Below are 14286 nucleotides of genomic sequence, written 5' to 3'. Positions count from 1 at the left end.
TCTGTCAGTGAAACAGGAAAACCTGCCCGCGAGGGTAGGAATCCCCGGTCTTCAGGCCGGGGAGGATGTCAAGAACTGCGTCCCGCGGACACGGCGCGGGCCCTCAGCCGCGCATCGGGACGTCACATCGAGCACGTGCGGGTTCCCCTCGACGCCGTCCGGGCGCACAACGCGTCCTACGCCGACGCCGTGAGCTTCGTCAACGGCCGGGGCGGCTACCAGGCCGACATCGCGGCGACCCGCGCCCTGCATCCGCGGCTGCTGACCTTCGACGCCTGGCTGCGCCAGCAGGGAGCCGCCAGGCTGGCCGCGCTGTTCGCCCAGAGCGCCGGCTGAGCTTGGGCGCGAAGTAGGCGCCTGTCCGACGATGACGACCGTTCCGGACACAGCTCAACGGCTGGAGGTCACCGGTGACGGACGTCGCGCGGGTGCGTGTTCTCGCCGTGGGCACCGCCCTTCCGGGGAGTCGGTGGTGCGCGCCATCGACCGCGACAGCGCCCTCGCCGCGCTCGTCACCAGCACGTCCACACCGGTCGTCGAGACCGGCGTACGTCGCCTCGCTGCGGTCTGAGCTCCCCCTCGCCCATCCGCGAACCGCTGAGGGCCCGTCCACCGCTACGGACGGAGGCCGGCCCCCGTACCCTCGTGTCGCTCTGGGCCCGCGGTGTCGTCCTGGGCTGGCCGGTGGCTCGTCAACCGGCGATACCAACGCTCGCGGGACAGGGGCCCATCGCGTGATCCGGGCCCACCTGAACCGGGCCGGAGACCTCGGCACTGAGCACGGCCGTCAGCTCGGCCCAGGACACCACGTTCACCGTGGCGAAGATGGCCTTGGTGTGATCGCGCACCGTGTGCTGGGAGATGCCCAGGGTCCGCACGATCCGGTCGGTGCCATGCCCGGAGATGAGCAGTTCGGCCATCTGACGTTCCCGGGCGGTGAGGCCGTAGAGGGCCAGCAGCACCGGCAGCAGATCGGCCCGGCTCGCGGGCTGGAGTACCACGGCGGTCCGCGGCGCGTCCGGCACGGCGCGCGGCCCACCACCGGTGCCCGCCCCGGCGAGCACCCCGCCCTGGATCAGCAGCCAGCCACCCTCCGGCAGCGGCATCCGTAGCCGGGCCGACCGCGGTGGCGTTGGCCTGCGCCTGCAGCCCCACCATGGCGATCGGAACGGGCAGCTCGGAGGGTTCGGCCGCACCGATGCGCCGCAGCCAGCGGTCCGCCTCGGCGGTGGATGCCTCCAGCTGACCGGCGGTATCCAGCAGCAGCGTTCCGGACCCCTCCGAGGGAGTGCGCGGCGGTGGTACGCGGGCGAGCCCCGCGCGCAGCCCGTGCCCCCGGTGGCGCTGCCGTCACGGGCGAGCAGCCGCAGGTGGGCGACGCGTTCGGTTGCGCCATCCTCGCCACCCTAGCCGAGGATCACACGGCCAGCAGGTCCCGTGCCGGCGACACGGCGGCGACCGCGCTCACCGAGGGTTTTCGGATCGGCTTCATCGCCACCGCGGTGACGATGGTCGTCGGGGTGCTGGTCGCTGTCCTGCTGCTCCGTGAGGACGGCCGCGGCGAGAAGGTGGACATCGTGGGTGCGCAGGCGGCGGCCCTGGAGGGCAGCGGCTGAGCGTGCGACGCCGTCCCCGGACGTCCAGCGCTTCGGTACGCCATCACCGGGTCCGGTCGGCCCTGGCCTCGTCGACCGGACCCGGGCCGGGCCGGTGCTCCGCCCCACCACCAGCCGGACGGGAAACGTCCCACCAGCCCGGACGAGATACCGGACGAGATCTGAGAGATCGGCTCCGCCGGGAAACACCTCCGTGCGGCCGGACACCGAGCCCGCTCAGCAAGGCTGACTTGGGGAGGCCGGGCCGGCTCAGCCGGGAACCGGAGCCATGTCCACGTGGTGGTCGCCGGCCAGGATCGCGCGATGAACGTCCTGCAGCGCGCGGCATGGCTCCAGGCCCAGTTCATCGCGTAGCCGGAGCCGGGCGAGCCGGTAGACGTCGAGGGCGTCCGCGACCCGCTCCGAGCGGTACAGGGCGACCATGAGGTGACGGTAGAAGGGTTCGTGCAGCGGATACTCCGCCACGAGGGGGTACAGCCGGGCTATGACCTGGCGGTGGCGACCGAGCAGGAGCTCGGACTCCAGACCGGTCTCGACGCAGTTCAACCGCTGCTCGGCCAGCCAGGTGCCGTACCAGGCGACCATCGGGCTCGCCGGCGGGTGGCCGAGCACCGGACCCCGCCACAGGGCAAGCGCGCTGCCGAAGCAGGTCACGGCCTCGGCGTACTGGCCGCGGCGGACGTGAACGTGTCCCCGGCTGGCCAGCGCGAGGAACTCGTGAGCGTCGAGGGTGTCCGCGCCCAGTTCGAGCAGATAGCCCGGTGCTCTGGTCACGATCGGACTGCCACGCCGCTCGGACCGGAGCAGTTTGCGCAGGTTCGACACCATCACGTGGATGCCGGCGCTCGCACTGCGGGGAGCGCTGGCCCCCCAGACCTCGTCGATGAGCTGATGTGCGGAGACGACCTCGTTCGGGCGGACCAGCAGGGTGGCGAGCAGGGTTTCGGTCTTGGGGGCCCTGACAAAGGAGTAGTCATTCTCCGTGGCCAGCCGAAGAGGCCCGAGAATCTCGTATCTCATTGCTGTCCCATCGTTTCGGGTATCCCGTTGTGCCGGATGCCGAGGGGCCGGGACAGCGGAATCCGGAGGTCCTGGGGTCGGGCTGCGGGGGAAAGTCGGCCCAACCGGCCGTGATGTGTGGGAGCTGGTCCAGGCCGGGCATTGGCGCACACTTCCAATGATTATGCAGAAATTCTCTCGAGGGTACCCCTGTGTGACCCCTAGTGGACCCCTGTGTCGGTCCTGTCGACAATGTTGCAGAAATGTTGCGGGAACAGTAGGGAGGTCGATGGAGGTCGAGTCATGTGATATATGTCGTGCAGGGGATCGTCGACCGGAAGTTCAGGGGAGTCCGTCTGTGGAAATCTCCGAGAGGGCCTCCTGCGGCGCCATGCGGCCGCCGACGGCGAGTTTCCGGTAAATTCGAGTGAGATGTTGCTCGACCGTGCTCACCGTGCTGTGCAGGTTCCGCCCTATCCGCCAGGATGAGATGAGACGGGTGATTTGTACTTTCCTGTGACCAGTGTGGGGTAAGGAAAGAAGATCGTGGTGGTGGCGGTGACGGCAGGGCAGGGCAGGGTCGATGATGGTCGGGTGGGTGATCGTGAGCAGGCGCGGCGGGGTCCTGCCCTCCCCGGATCGTCCGCCGCCGGGTGCGCATAGGCGAAGCGGGGTCTCGGAAACGCGGCTCGGGCCTCATCCGGGTCGAGCTCATCTCCGTTACTGGTGCGCATGATGTCTGCCCGTCTGCCCGTCTGCCCGTCCGTCTGCCCGAGCGGGCGGGGCTCTGCGGTGTTCAGTTCTGTTACCGGTGTGAGTGGTGCCTGTATCACTGGCGCTTGCCGCCACCAGGTTCATCTCTGCCACGGTCACGGCCGGTGGACGGGGTACGACGCTGGTGTCCTGAGCCAGGCCGCCTGCGTTGTCCTTGCGGACGAGAGGCGCAGGGACGGGCGCCGCGACCCAGCTGGTCGCAGCACGTCGCCACGCGGCAGCTCTGTACGGATGCCGGGCCAGAGGGGTGTATCTCTCCGGTCCCGCCACATGGTTGTTGACTTGGTTGGTGTGCTCTGCCTGGCAGGTCAGGCCGGTTGTCTTCGGGCGTTGCCCGGGGGCGGGCTAGCCCATCACGGAGCTGAAAATATCCGGCAGCGGCTGCGAATACGGATTGCGACGCGGGCGACGTTGAGAATCAATGAAAGCGGGCGGAATGAAGGAGGGGCGACGATCCTCGCCCATGACGATCTGCCAGTGCTCGCGATGCACCTGGCTATGATGCTGGCCGCAGAGAAGCACCAGATTATCCAGGCTCGTCGGCCCACCATCCGTCCAATGGCGCACATGGTGCGCGTCGCACCAGGATGGCGGCCGATTGCAGTACGGGAATGCGCAGCAGTTATCCCGGGAAACCAGCACCCGGCGGATGTGCGCGGGAACGACTCGTTCAGCTCGGCCGACGTCCAACGGGACGCCTTCAGGGCCGAGAACAATGCGACTGACCTGAGCATCGCAGGCGATGCGACGGATGACCTCCAGGGGCAGAGGGAGATCCCAGTTGGTCATTCCCGGATCGTTTGCGTCACCGAGGAGTGTCTCCCAGCCGATGACGACACTCAAATGCGGCCGGGTGCCCCCGGCGGACGGGCCGACGTCCGCGCACAGCGCATGGCGGACGAACTCGACCAGCGCATCCGCCCGGCGACGGGCAGGGCTGCGCGGATCGCGCTGCCCATTGACCGTCGGCGCCGGGGCTGACAGCGCGTCCAGAGCCGTGCGTAGCAGGCCGGCTCCTTCCGGGTCGAGCTCCCCACGGATCAGCGTGGTGCCCTCCGGTGTGTCCACGAACGTCAGCTGCCGGGCGGAATGTGGATCCCGCTGCTGCCCGGATCGTGCGGACGCGCCCTCGGCGCTGTCATCCTGACCGTCGCCTTCGCCGCTGTCGTCCGGGCTGTTCTTGTCGGCGCGGCGGGACCGGGAGTGCTCACCGGTGCGGCTGTCCTCATGGGGATCGTCCCCACCGGGGGACGAATCCACCTCCGTGAGCTGCTCACGGAGCCGGATCGCGGCTCTCTTCAACTGGGACGGGTCGAGCTGCTGGGCGTCTTCGATCAGCTGCTGCTCCGCCCGAGCCCGGATCTCCTCGGGAACCTCGGCGGGCAGGGCCTCCATCCCCGCGCGGATGACCTGGGCGTGCGCCTCACTGATCCGTGCGTCTGTCAGGGCTTCGCCCGTCGCCTGATACGGGCCGGCGAACAACTGCTGTGCGAGGGCGACCTGCTGGGCGGCCTCGTGCTTCGCCATGACCATCCGACCCGCCAGCCAGCACGACAGATCGGCCGCACCTGCGTCCTTGGCCAGGCCTCGATCCTCGGCTTCGAGGAGGACCAGGCTGCGCACCGCGGCCAGCCGTGCGGCCGTCTCATGCAGAGCGCACAGCGCCTCCGTGACGTCATCCGACGACCAGCGCCATTTCTCGGACCCCAGCATCGCATTCACCGCTGCGTCCAACAACCCCAGCAGCCTTTCCGCCTCCGGCAGGCCGCGCCCGCCGCTCGCGGAGGCCGCGGGCAGCCCATCGACGGAACCTGCTGAATCCTGGGGAGAGCTGCGAAATCCCTCGGATGAATTCTCTGTCCAGATTTTCTCGGCATCCTCGGGAATCTTGTGATCCAGGCGGAAGGATTCACCTCCATTGGAGGAGCACGGGCTGTCTTCAAAATCCAGATCGGCAGGCATGGGAACGCCGAGATGGAGATCATCCTGTCCGTTGGAGATGGTGCCGTCAGGGGGGCCGCCATGCGGTTCAGGGCCGGCGGCGTCATTCGGATGAATGAGCATGATCGAACGATAGCGCAATCCGAGGCGGATGTCGAACCCTTGTTCGAATCGCCTGGAAGGATGGCCCTGTGGAAAACGCACCCCCCGAGAGGGCTAGACGTGTGACCACCCTTCCTGGCGGTGTTCGGCGATCGCCTCGTGTGACCAGGATTGATGCGACCGAGGCATCCAGGGACCTCCGACCAGGGCGCGCGACGTACAACGGGACCAGGGCATGTTCCGCCTCCGGGCATGTCTTGCCTCGGGCCCGTCTCGGCGTGACGCGGACGGTGGGGCTCGCCGCGGTGGAGCCGCTGTGGGCTGTGTCCGCAGAGCGGGGACGGGCCGCGCCGATGGCCGAGCCGGCAGGCCCGCGGAATCACGCCTGTGGAATCAGGCCCGCGGTGCATGCCCGGCTGCTGGCGATCGTCGGGGTGGCGGGAAGCACGGCGATGTGGTCAGGGGCGATGGGTGGAGTCGACGATGGGAGTGCGGAGCGTGCCGAGGTGCTCGATGGTGACCTCGACGGTGTCGCCCGGGTGAAGGTAGCGAGGGGGTGTACGGGTGTAGCCGACACCGGCGGGCGTGCCGGTGATCAGGATGTCCCCGGGCTGCAAGGTGAGGGTCCGGCTGACGAACGAGAGGATCCGTCCAATCGAGAAGATCATGTTGCTGGTGTCGCCGTCCTGGACGGTCTCGCCGTTGACGGTCGTGACCAGTCGCAGTCCTGCGGCAGGATCGCCGACCTCGTCGGCGGTCACCACCGGGCCGATGGGTCCGCTGCGGTCGGCGTTCTTGCCGAGCGTCCACTGTGCCGAGGATCCCTGTGCTCGTCGCGCGCTGAGGTCGTTGAACACCGCGTAGCCGAACACGGCGGCGGCCGCGGTCGCCTCGTCCACGTCGGTGAGCGCCGTCCCCACCACAACCGCGAGCTCACCCTCCCAGTCCAGCCCCCGCTCGCCCGGTGGGACAGGCACCGGCGTCCCGCCCGCGCACAGCGACGCCGTCCACCGCGCGAACAGCGGCGGGTACTTCGGTACCGCAAGTCCCGTCTCGGCCGCATGATCGTGGTAGTTCAGCCCCATCCCCAGCACCCGTGCCCCCGCCCGCACGGCCGGCACGAGGTCGACCCCGTCCAGCGTGCGCATGCCGGCCGGTGCGGGCATCTCGACTGTTGGGCGCTGCCCCTGGGATGAACGGCCCTGCGTGGCCACGATCTGTCGGGCGGTGTCGGACCATCCGTGGAGGTCGGCATAGAACTCATCCACCTCGGTCAACAGCGCCACTCTGGCACCAGAAGGTGAGGCAGGTGATGCAGGGGGAGCCGAGAGCGTGACGGCGGACGTTGCGGACACGGGGCCACTCGGGGTGCCGTCCACGTCGGATACCAGCAGCAGGCCGATGAGAACCCGTCGCCCCTCTCGTACGCCCACGAACCGCATGATCCACGACCCTCCGAACAGCCGGAGCCTGTCACCTGCCCTCGGTGATGGTGGTGCGAGGCGAAAGGCGAGTCTGACTAACCAAGGATGCCGCAGCGCTGCTCGTGACCACCGAACAGTGCGACCACCGAACAGTGCGACCACCGAACAGTGCGGCCGTCGCCCGACTGATGCAGAGCAGCCCCGGTACCGCAGATCATGCGAAGCGCGGGTCGGCGTGCGGCGGATCAGGAGGTGGCGGGGTAGGGCTTGGCGCAGGTGAGAGCGCCGTAGGAGAGCGCGTCGAGCTGAGCTTCGGTGGGCTGGCCGGTCTGGGAGGAGGTGGACTGCTGGAGTTCGGCGAGGTGGGGGCCCTGCCAGCCGTACAGGAGCCTGGTGACGGTCCAGGTACCTGCGGCGCCGTCGACCTCGACGTGGTTGACCAGCAGGGACGGCTTTGTCGTACCGGTCCGGGCGACGCAGCGGTAACCGTCGCCGCCCGCGGCGGAGGCGCCGATGAGCAGGGGGAAACGGGCGCCGGCGCCGTCCTGGACGGCGGTCAGCCGGCTGCCGAGGACGGTGAGGATCTCGGCGTCGGCGGTGGAGGCTCCGTAACCGACGGCGACCAGTGCCTCGTCGCCGGGCTCACCGTTGAGGTCGATGGTCTGCAGGATCGTGGGGTGCAGCGAATCCCCGGCGTCCAACTGGCTGTCCAGCGCGACCTCGGACTCCTGGCCGGTGGCGAGGATCGCGCGGGCGAGCAGGGCGCGCCCACCGCCGGGCGGGGTGCGCTCGAAGACGAGCAGGCGGTCAGGGCGGCCGTCGCCGTCGAGGTCGCTGATGGCGACGTTCACACAGGTGGCGTTGGTGGGAATGCGGGGGTTGCGCTGCGGGCTCGGGCAGTCGAACCGGGTACCGCTGGCCTCGCGGATCTGCTCGGCATCACTGCCTGTGCCGCTGGTGGAACCGGCCGAGGCGGTGGACGAGGCGAACGTCTGCGCGTCGCGATCCGCGGCTGCCGCGTCCGCGGTGGACGTGCCGTCGCAACCGGCGGCGAGCAGCCCGGCCGACAGGAGGCAGGCGGCCGCCCATCCGGTGACGACGAATCGACGCGCTGCCATGGTTCCCCCCGAGGCTGATGTCGCGAGATTGTCGCACAGCAAAAGGGTTCGTAAGCAGTGTGGTCGGCGGCGACAGCCGCGAGCCCGGGTCGGGTGATGGCCTGGCCCGACCCGGGCGGCTGTGGTGCGGTGCGGTGTGGTGCGGTGCGGTGTCTCGACGCCTGGCCGTTGTGGTGACTAGGCGGTGACGATCTCCGAGCGCAGGGGCGCGAGGGCGGCGCCGATGTCGCCGGCGGTGGGGGCGGAGACGCCGAGGCCGGACAGGGCGGCGAGCAGGTGGTTCACCACCGCGTCGAACTGGGCGTTGTTGATTTTCAGGGGAGCGTGGACGGTGGGGATGACGCGCCCGGAGTACGTCTCGGGGCCGCCGATCGCGGCGGAGATGAACGCCCGCTGGTGGGCCTTGAGGCTGGGGATGTCCTTGCCGGCGAAGAAGGGGGCGAGCTGCGGGTCAGCCGTGATCCGGACGTAGAAGTCGTCGACGGCGGCCTCGACGGCCTTCGCGCCGCCGATCGTGTCATAGGAGCTCATCGAAGGACTCGCTTTCGCAGTAGAGGCCCGGCCTGACCGGGGATGGGCCACTGCTTCACTCAACTCGCCCGCTGGTGGACACGTAAGGTGCCGGAGGTCCACATGTACGGGAAGGAAGGCCGGCGGCCCGGGGGCCGCCTGGCTCGTTTCCCTTGGTGTTTCCACCGGTGTGGCGCGCAGGTGCCACCACCATTGTCACCGGCCTGGCCAACCCAGGCTCGGGTGGCGCGTGTTACGCGAGTCGGGTGTTGGCGACGGTGAGGGTCGGGTTGGCCGGCTGATAGGTGACCTCGCGAATCCCGAGGGCGCCGGCGAGTTTTCCCGGTGGAAGGGTCACCGGTGTGGGCGCGGGACCTTCGCCGGGGCGTGGAAGGGGATACGCGGTCGTGGTCGCGCTGTGAAAGGTGACATTTCCCTCCCGCTTGGTGAGGAGCTGGTGGACGTGGCCGTTCAGACAGGTCACCGACGAGAACCGGCCAAGCTGGTTCAGGACGGCGGCGGCGTCGTCGGTGCCCCAGCCCCATTTCGGGTACAGGGCGAACAGCGGAATGTGGCTGAACACGACGATCGGCGTGTCGGCGGACAGGCCGGCGACATCCTTGCGGACGAACTCGATCTGGTCGGCGCCGAGATGACCGAGGGCCTCCAGCGTGAACGTGTTCACCAGCGAGAGGAAATGCACCCCGCGCAGGTCGAAGCTGTACCAGCCCTGGCCGCGGGTACCGGAGCCGAAGGTGGCCAGGTAGCCGCGGCCACCGTCGTCGACGGAGTCATGCTCGCCGGGCACCGTGTGGACGGCGCCGGTGCGCAGCACGGACATCATCTGTTTCGCCTGGTCGAACTGCGCCGGGGTGGACAGGTGGCTGATGTCGCCGGTGTGCACGACGAAGTCGGGCCGGTAGGGCAGTGTGTTGACCTGGTTGATCGCCCGCTGGAAGGATGTGGTGACGTCCGGGTTGGCGGTTCCACGGAACCCCAGGTGGCTGTCGCTGACCTGCACGAACCGGATGTCCGCGGTCGGACTGGCGGCCGCGGCGGCGCCATCGGTGTGATCGTCGTCGATGACGTGGCGGGTCACCTCGCCCCCGGCCACCGTCAGCGCCACCGCGGCACCGAACCAGGCGGCATGCCGTGCGAGCCGCCGCCGGGACATTCCCCGCTGACCGCTGTCGCCGGTACCGCCGCCGGTGTCGCCGTCGCCGTCGTTTCCGGTGCCGTGGGTGCTACCGGTGTCGGCGCTCACGCGGTCACCTGCACCGAGCCGAGCATGAAGGGGTGGATCGAGCACAGGTAGGCGTAGGTGCCCACCTTCGTGAAGGTGTACCGGTAGCTGTCACCGGTGTCCAGCGTCGGTGAACGCAGCGGTCCGTTGGAGCTGACGACGGTGTGCGCGTCGGAATCCCGGTTCGTCCAGGTGACGGTGGTGCCGACCCGGACGGTCAGGTTCGCCGGGGAGAACGCGAAGTTCTTGATGTCGACGGTTGTCCCGGTCACGGGAGCCGGCGCCGCGGAACCGGTCCTGCCCGCGGGCATCTGCATTCCGGGCATCGGAGTACCCGACATTGACATTCCGGTCATGGGCGTCGCCGTGGCAGTGGCACCGCCGTCCGCCGCAGCGGTGGCGGCGGGTGGTGGGGTGGCAGCGGCCGTGTCGCTTCCGGAGGATCCGCAGGCGGCGAGAACAGTGAGTGCGACCGTCACGAGAACGGCCCCGGAAAACGGCGCCCGCCGCCACCAGACGAGAGACTGGTTGTTCACCACAGTACCGTTCCGGCCCGTATTGGGCCTTGGCTTCATGAGCCCGCTTCGATGCCGGCTCCGCACCTGTCAATAGGCCGCCGGGTTACACGTCCAGACGCCGACATGAATGCGCCGGACGTCACACCGGACGGGGCGGCGCATACACCTGTACGACACCGGACACCTCGCGTACCCGAAATTCCGGTAGCGTACGCGGTGGAGTACGCAGCTGAGAATGCAGCACCTCACCACTGATGGCGAAACTCGTCCGGTGGCAGGGGCAGTTCAGGCGGCTTTCCGCGGCGTCCAGCGCGAGCTGGCAACCCTGGTGGGTGCAGACACCGGAAACGGCGCGTACCTGCCCGGCACTGCGGCGCACGAAGCCACTGACCGTCCCCAGATCGAAGGCGCGCACGCCCCCCTCGGGCAGGTCCTGGGTGGTGGCGACCGTCGCCCAGACCGCGGTGGCCGGCATCAGCGTCGAGGTCTCGGCGCTGGGCCGCGGCTCGGCATCGGTCGGGGCGAACGTCCGCTGGATGACCGCGCCCACCGCGCCGCCGACAGTGGCCGCCGCGGCCGCGATCGACGCGCCACCGACGAACCGACGCCGTGTGCCCGTCCCGCCTCGCCGCGAGGCCAGCTCATCGTCACCGAGCTGGCCGGCATCCGGGCGCACGGCATCAGACCGAACGGCGGCAAGGGTGCCGACGGGTGGCGGGCCGGCCGGCGGTCGGACGCTGGGGGGCGGCGTGTCGGTGACGTCCGCGGTGACGTCCGCGGTGACGTCCGCGGTGACGTCCGCGGTGGAGTCCAGGGTGGCGGCCAGGCGGCGGTGCAGATCGGCGAGGAAGTCGGGGCTGGGGGCGGCCGCGTCGGGGGCGGCGGCCCGCAGGGCGATGGCCGCGCGCAGCTCGGCGGCGTCCTGGCTGGTGGCGGCGAACGGGTGCGGACGGCGGCCGTGGAGCAGATCCTCGATGAAACGGTGCTTCGCGCGCCGCGTCATGGTCGTCCTCCCGGGGTGAGCTGGGCAGCCTTGCGTAGCGCCCGGTGCTGCAGGACCTTCGCGTTCGCGACGCTCACCCCAAGCTCCGCCGCGGCCTCCCGGATCGTTCGGGATTCCAGGAACCGTAGCCGCAGGATCCGCTGGTAGCGCGGTGACAGAGCCGCGAGGATCTGTTCGGCCGCAGCCACCGAACCGCCGACGAAGTCGGGTCCCGCCGGGGGAGTGACCGCTGGGCTCACAGTCGTGTCCGATCGGTCGGCGGGCCGCGGCGCGTCGTGGGTGGCCTCGGCGGCCAGCGCGTCCAGATGCTCGGTGTCCAGGACGGTGACCGCGACCCCCAGGGTGCGCCGCCAGTGCGCGGCCAGGGCCGTGCGGGCGACGGCGTTGAGATAGGCACGGACCTCACCGACGCTCGCCGACACCCGCAGCGGACGCAGCGCGGTGGTGAAGACCTCGGCCGTCAGGTCCTCGGCGTCGGGCCTGTTGCCGACCCTGGCGAACATCAGCCGGTAGATGCGGTCGACGTTGTCGCGGTAGATGTCCTCCCACCCGGGATAGGAGGCGTCCGCCGCCGGCTTCACGTCCGGTGCGGGCTCGAGGCCCGAGATGGTCCCGTCCCGCGGCGTGGGACCGGTCGTCGGGCCGACGATGCGCAGCCGTGGTGGCGTCCGGACACCGTCGACGCGTCGGTCACGTACCGGTTGCGTCATGTCGGACGGCCTGCGTCCGAACCGAGGTCCCGCGCCGCCCTGCACCTGGTGCCACCGTCCCGTGTGGTTCGTCGGGCCGACCACCCGGGCTGTCCCGGACGACCGGCGTCGGCGGTCCCGCTCGATGTCTCGCGCACACCAGCCAATAGCACCCCGGGTTACACGCAGCGTTCTGTCGCGGACACGACACCTTCCGAATCCGGCCGCCACGCACGGCCCGCCGGCTCCGTGACCCGCCGGCTCGGTGGTTCCGTGGCTCGGTGGCTCAGGAGGAGATCTGGCCCGCCGGTGGCAACAGGCTCGCCAGAGCCGGGAGGTCGGCCAGGTGGCGCAGGGTGTCGTTGAGGTGGGTGCAGGTCGGAGGGCCGACGAAGTCGCGGCGAACGGTGGCGCGGGCGTCGCCGGCGGGCTGGCCGACCAGCCAGGCGGCGCTGGGGACCGCCTCGGGGCACTCGAGCCACGGCAGCACCCGGGGAGTCGCGGCCAGGCGGGTGAACCGGGTGGAGTGTGCGTCCAGAGCCCCGTGCACCTCGTACTCGTGCACGATCGTCTGCGGCTCGTCCTCGGGCTGGTAACTGTCCCGGAACAGGACGTCCACCGTGAGCTCGGCGTCGGTGCCGGCCTCGGCGGGGGCCTCGGTGGGGGTCAGATCGATGCGGCGGTGGCGGCGGGAGCTGAACGGGGCCAGCGGATCGAGGGCGCCGACGTGCCAGGCCAGCGGGTCGTCGGGGGAGCCCAGCGAGGGTGCCGGCGGTCCGGTCGGGGCGGGTGGACGACCTGTGCGTGACACCTCGACCATGATGGTCGCGCCGTGGCGCCAGCCCGCGCACTGATCCGCGCCGCGCGCCAGCTCCGTGGCCGACGGTGCCCCCGGCGGCAGCCCCACCTCGGTGGGCGTGGGCGGACTCGCGGGCTTGGCGGGTGCGGTCCCGGCGGCGAGGGCGGCCGTGCGGGCGACGTGGAGCAGGATGGTGCCGCTGACCAGGACGGCGATCGGGACGTCGTCGAGCAGCGCGGCGAGGATCGGCTGCGAGCCGGCGAGATCAGGCGCGACCTCGCGCAGCCGGGTGCGGAAACCGCCGCGCAGCCGGGCGCCGACCAGCCCGGCGAGCGCGGGCACCGCCGGGGTGGTGCGCACGGCCGTGACGGTACGGCTGTGGAAACCGTCCACCTCGATCTCGAGGGAGCCCGTGGCGGCGACGGTGACCGTGCCGTCGGCGTGGGTCACCAGATCCCGACCTCGACCGTGCACGGCCAGTGTGCCGCGCAGGCCGGCCGGATACCGCGTCTCGACGGTGAGGGTGCGCCGCACCGAGCCGGGGCGCCGCGACGGTGTGCCGGCGCTCGGATCGTGGATGCCGTGCCGAGGATGCACCCTTTTGACGCTACCCGCGTCCCCGCGGCACACGCCATGATCGTGCACGGACGGCGTGGGGATCGGCGGGATTCGTCCGGGGACTGTTACTGTGCGCTCTGCCTTGTGCTCGCGCTACGTCGCTGACCTATGACGCAGCTGTGAACTCTGTGATGACACTGTGGCTTGAAACTGCCGCGATCCAGGCTGAACCGGTCCACGCCCGCCCCCGTGTCATTCGGTGAGCGACTCGACCCTGGCCGGCGACCCCGCAAGGAGCGACATGACCACTCTCGACGACCTCGCCCAGCACGCGCGCGACGACCGACACGGCGACACGGCCTTTGGCGCCGCCGCCTCCCGTGGTCCCGCGACGCGGCGCGGGGTGCTCTCCAGCGCGGCGATCGTCGCGACCGCTTCCGGCGCGGTGCTGGTCGCCGGCTGCGGCAGTTCGGGCGGTTCCGACGACACGGCGTCGTCGGGCTCGACCTCCTCGCCCTCCACATCGGCGGCGGCGAGCACCGAACCATCCGCGAGCGCGAGCGCATCCAGCGGCGCCAGCGCCAGCGGCGGCACCGTGCTCGGCGCCACCAGCTCGATCCCGGTGGGTGGCGGCATGATCTTCGCCGCGCAGAAGGTCGTGGTCACCCAGCCGACCGCCGGCAGCTACAAGGCGTTCAGCAGCACCTGCACGCACCGTGGCTGCCAGGTGAACGCGGTCGCGAACGGTGTCATCAAGTGCCCGTGCCACGGCAGCGACTTCAGCATCACCGACGGCTCGCCGCAGGCCGGTCCGGCCCAGACCGCGCTGCCCGCGGCGAACGTGTCCGTCGACGGCACGAACCTGGTCCTCGGCAGCTGACGCACCCTGCTGGCCTCAGGGCTGGCCCAGGTGGACGACCTGCCGTCGCGGCAGCCACGCATCACGGTGGACGTCGCGGCGGTTCCCGGCCGCCACGAGCACCGCGGACGCG

14 protein-coding genes are annotated in these 14286 nt (G+C 70.4%); 3 read left to right on the top strand and 11 right to left on the bottom strand.

Translation table 11 applies throughout. The features are described from left to right. Window positions 1–135: 135 nt before the first annotated feature. On the top strand, window positions 136–336 hold the full coding sequence (locus MXD59_RS21105) for a hypothetical protein (RefSeq protein WP_248811691.1): 201 nt from the start codon (window positions 136–138) through the stop codon (window positions 334–336). Window positions 337–692: 356 nt separating this feature from the next. Here MXD59_RS21105 and MXD59_RS21100 read toward each other — a convergent pair whose 3' ends face one another. Further along, entirely contained in the window at window positions 693–1106 is a 414-nt protein-coding gene (locus tag MXD59_RS21100; RefSeq protein ID WP_248826355.1) for a helix-turn-helix transcriptional regulator, read from the bottom strand. Between the two features lie 264 nt (window positions 1107–1370). On the opposite strand from MXD59_RS21100, the gene MXD59_RS21095 reads away from it, so the two are divergent. Next, a complete protein-coding gene (locus MXD59_RS21095) occupies window positions 1371–1616 on the top strand; it encodes a hypothetical protein (RefSeq protein WP_248826354.1) in 246 nt (81 codons plus the stop codon). 249 nt (window positions 1617–1865) lie between these two features. Here the strand turns inward: MXD59_RS21095 and MXD59_RS21090 are convergent, their stop codons facing one another. The 10 genes from MXD59_RS21090 to MXD59_RS21045 form a co-directional block, all read right to left on the bottom strand. Next, a complete protein-coding gene (locus MXD59_RS21090; RefSeq protein ID WP_248826353.1) occupies window positions 1866–2636 on the bottom strand; it encodes an AfsR/SARP family transcriptional regulator in 771 nt (256 codons plus the stop codon). A gap of 1098 nt (window positions 2637–3734) precedes the next feature. Beyond that, window positions 3735–5453 carry an HNH endonuclease signature motif containing protein gene (locus tag MXD59_RS21085; protein WP_248826352.1) on the bottom strand — a complete coding sequence of 573 codons (1719 nt, stop codon included), beginning with the start codon at window positions 5451–5453 and terminating at the stop codon, window positions 3735–3737. A 437-nt stretch (window positions 5454–5890) separates the two neighbouring features. Further along, window positions 5891–6700: a fumarylacetoacetate hydrolase family protein gene (locus MXD59_RS21080; protein ID WP_248826378.1), complete on the bottom strand. Its 810-nt coding sequence runs from the start codon at window positions 6698–6700 to the stop codon at window positions 5891–5893. 401 nt (window positions 6701–7101) lie between these two features. After that, window positions 7102–7974, bottom strand: coding sequence for a hypothetical protein (locus tag MXD59_RS21075; protein WP_248826351.1), 873 nt, complete (start codon window positions 7972–7974; stop codon window positions 7102–7104). A gap of 177 nt (window positions 7975–8151) precedes the next feature. After that, window positions 8152–8505: a group I truncated hemoglobin gene (locus MXD59_RS21070; protein ID WP_248816184.1), complete on the bottom strand. Its 354-nt coding sequence runs from the start codon at window positions 8503–8505 to the stop codon at window positions 8152–8154. Between the two features lie 232 nt (window positions 8506–8737). Next, entirely contained in the window at window positions 8738–9748 is a 1011-nt protein-coding gene (locus MXD59_RS21065; protein WP_248826350.1) for a metallophosphoesterase family protein, read from the bottom strand. Further along, the gene (locus MXD59_RS27055; protein ID WP_248826349.1) at window positions 9745–10263 is read right to left on the bottom strand and encodes a cupredoxin domain-containing protein; all 519 of its coding nucleotides are present in this window, start codon (window positions 10261–10263) and stop codon (window positions 9745–9747) included. The genes MXD59_RS21065 and MXD59_RS27055 overlap by 4 nt, the downstream gene beginning before the upstream one ends. Window positions 10264–10384: 121 nt before the next feature. Beyond that, a complete protein-coding gene (locus MXD59_RS21055) occupies window positions 10385–11248 on the bottom strand; it encodes a Rieske (2Fe-2S) protein (protein WP_248826348.1) in 864 nt (287 codons plus the stop codon). Further along, window positions 11245–11958, bottom strand: coding sequence for an RNA polymerase sigma factor (locus MXD59_RS21050; RefSeq protein WP_248826347.1), 714 nt, complete (start codon window positions 11956–11958; stop codon window positions 11245–11247). The genes MXD59_RS21055 and MXD59_RS21050 overlap by 4 nt, the downstream gene beginning before the upstream one ends. 265 nt (window positions 11959–12223) lie before the next feature. Continuing rightward, a complete protein-coding gene (locus MXD59_RS21045; protein WP_248826346.1) occupies window positions 12224–13333 on the bottom strand; it encodes a DUF2889 domain-containing protein in 1110 nt (369 codons plus the stop codon). 262 nt (window positions 13334–13595) lie between these two features. Here MXD59_RS21045 and MXD59_RS21040 point away from each other — a divergent pair, with 262 nt between their 5' ends. Further along, window positions 13596–14174 (top strand): Rieske (2Fe-2S) protein, encoded by a 579-nt coding sequence (locus tag MXD59_RS21040; RefSeq protein WP_248826345.1) that lies wholly within the window; start codon window positions 13596–13598, stop codon window positions 14172–14174. Window positions 14175–14286: the final 112 nt, after the last annotated feature.

Source organism: Frankia umida (assembly GCF_023242945.1).
GTDB classification, from domain to species: Bacteria; Actinomycetota; Actinomycetes; order Frankiales; family Frankiaceae; genus Frankia; species Frankia umida.
This window is presented reverse-complemented; position numbering and strand designations above follow the sequence as displayed.

Bases quoted from the DNA above. Each gene is read 5' to 3' on its own strand.
- MXD59_RS21100 (WP_248826355.1), bottom strand. From the start codon at position 1,106: ATGCCGCTGCCGGAGGGTGGCTGGCTGCTGATCCAGGGCGGGGTGCTC.
- MXD59_RS21090 (WP_248826353.1), bottom strand. From the start codon at position 2,636: ATGAGATACGAGATTCTCGGGCCTCTTCGGCTGGCCACGGAGAATGAC.
- MXD59_RS21085 (WP_248826352.1), bottom strand. From the start codon at position 5,453: ATGCTCATTCATCCGAATGACGCCGCCGGCCCTGAACCGCATGGCGGC.
- MXD59_RS21075 (WP_248826351.1), bottom strand. From the start codon at position 7,974: ATGGCAGCGCGTCGATTCGTCGTCACCGGATGGGCGGCCGCCTGCCTC.
- MXD59_RS21070 (WP_248816184.1), bottom strand. From the start codon at position 8,505: ATGAGCTCCTATGACACGATCGGCGGCGCGAAGGCCGTCGAGGCCGCC.
- MXD59_RS21055 (WP_248826348.1), bottom strand. From the start codon at position 11,248: ATGACGCGGCGCGCGAAGCACCGTTTCATCGAGGATCTGCTCCACGGC.
- MXD59_RS21050 (WP_248826347.1), bottom strand. From the start codon at position 11,958: ATGACGCAACCGGTACGTGACCGACGCGTCGACGGTGTCCGGACGCCA.
- MXD59_RS21040 (WP_248826345.1), top strand. From the start codon at position 13,596: ATGACCACTCTCGACGACCTCGCCCAGCACGCGCGCGACGACCGACAC.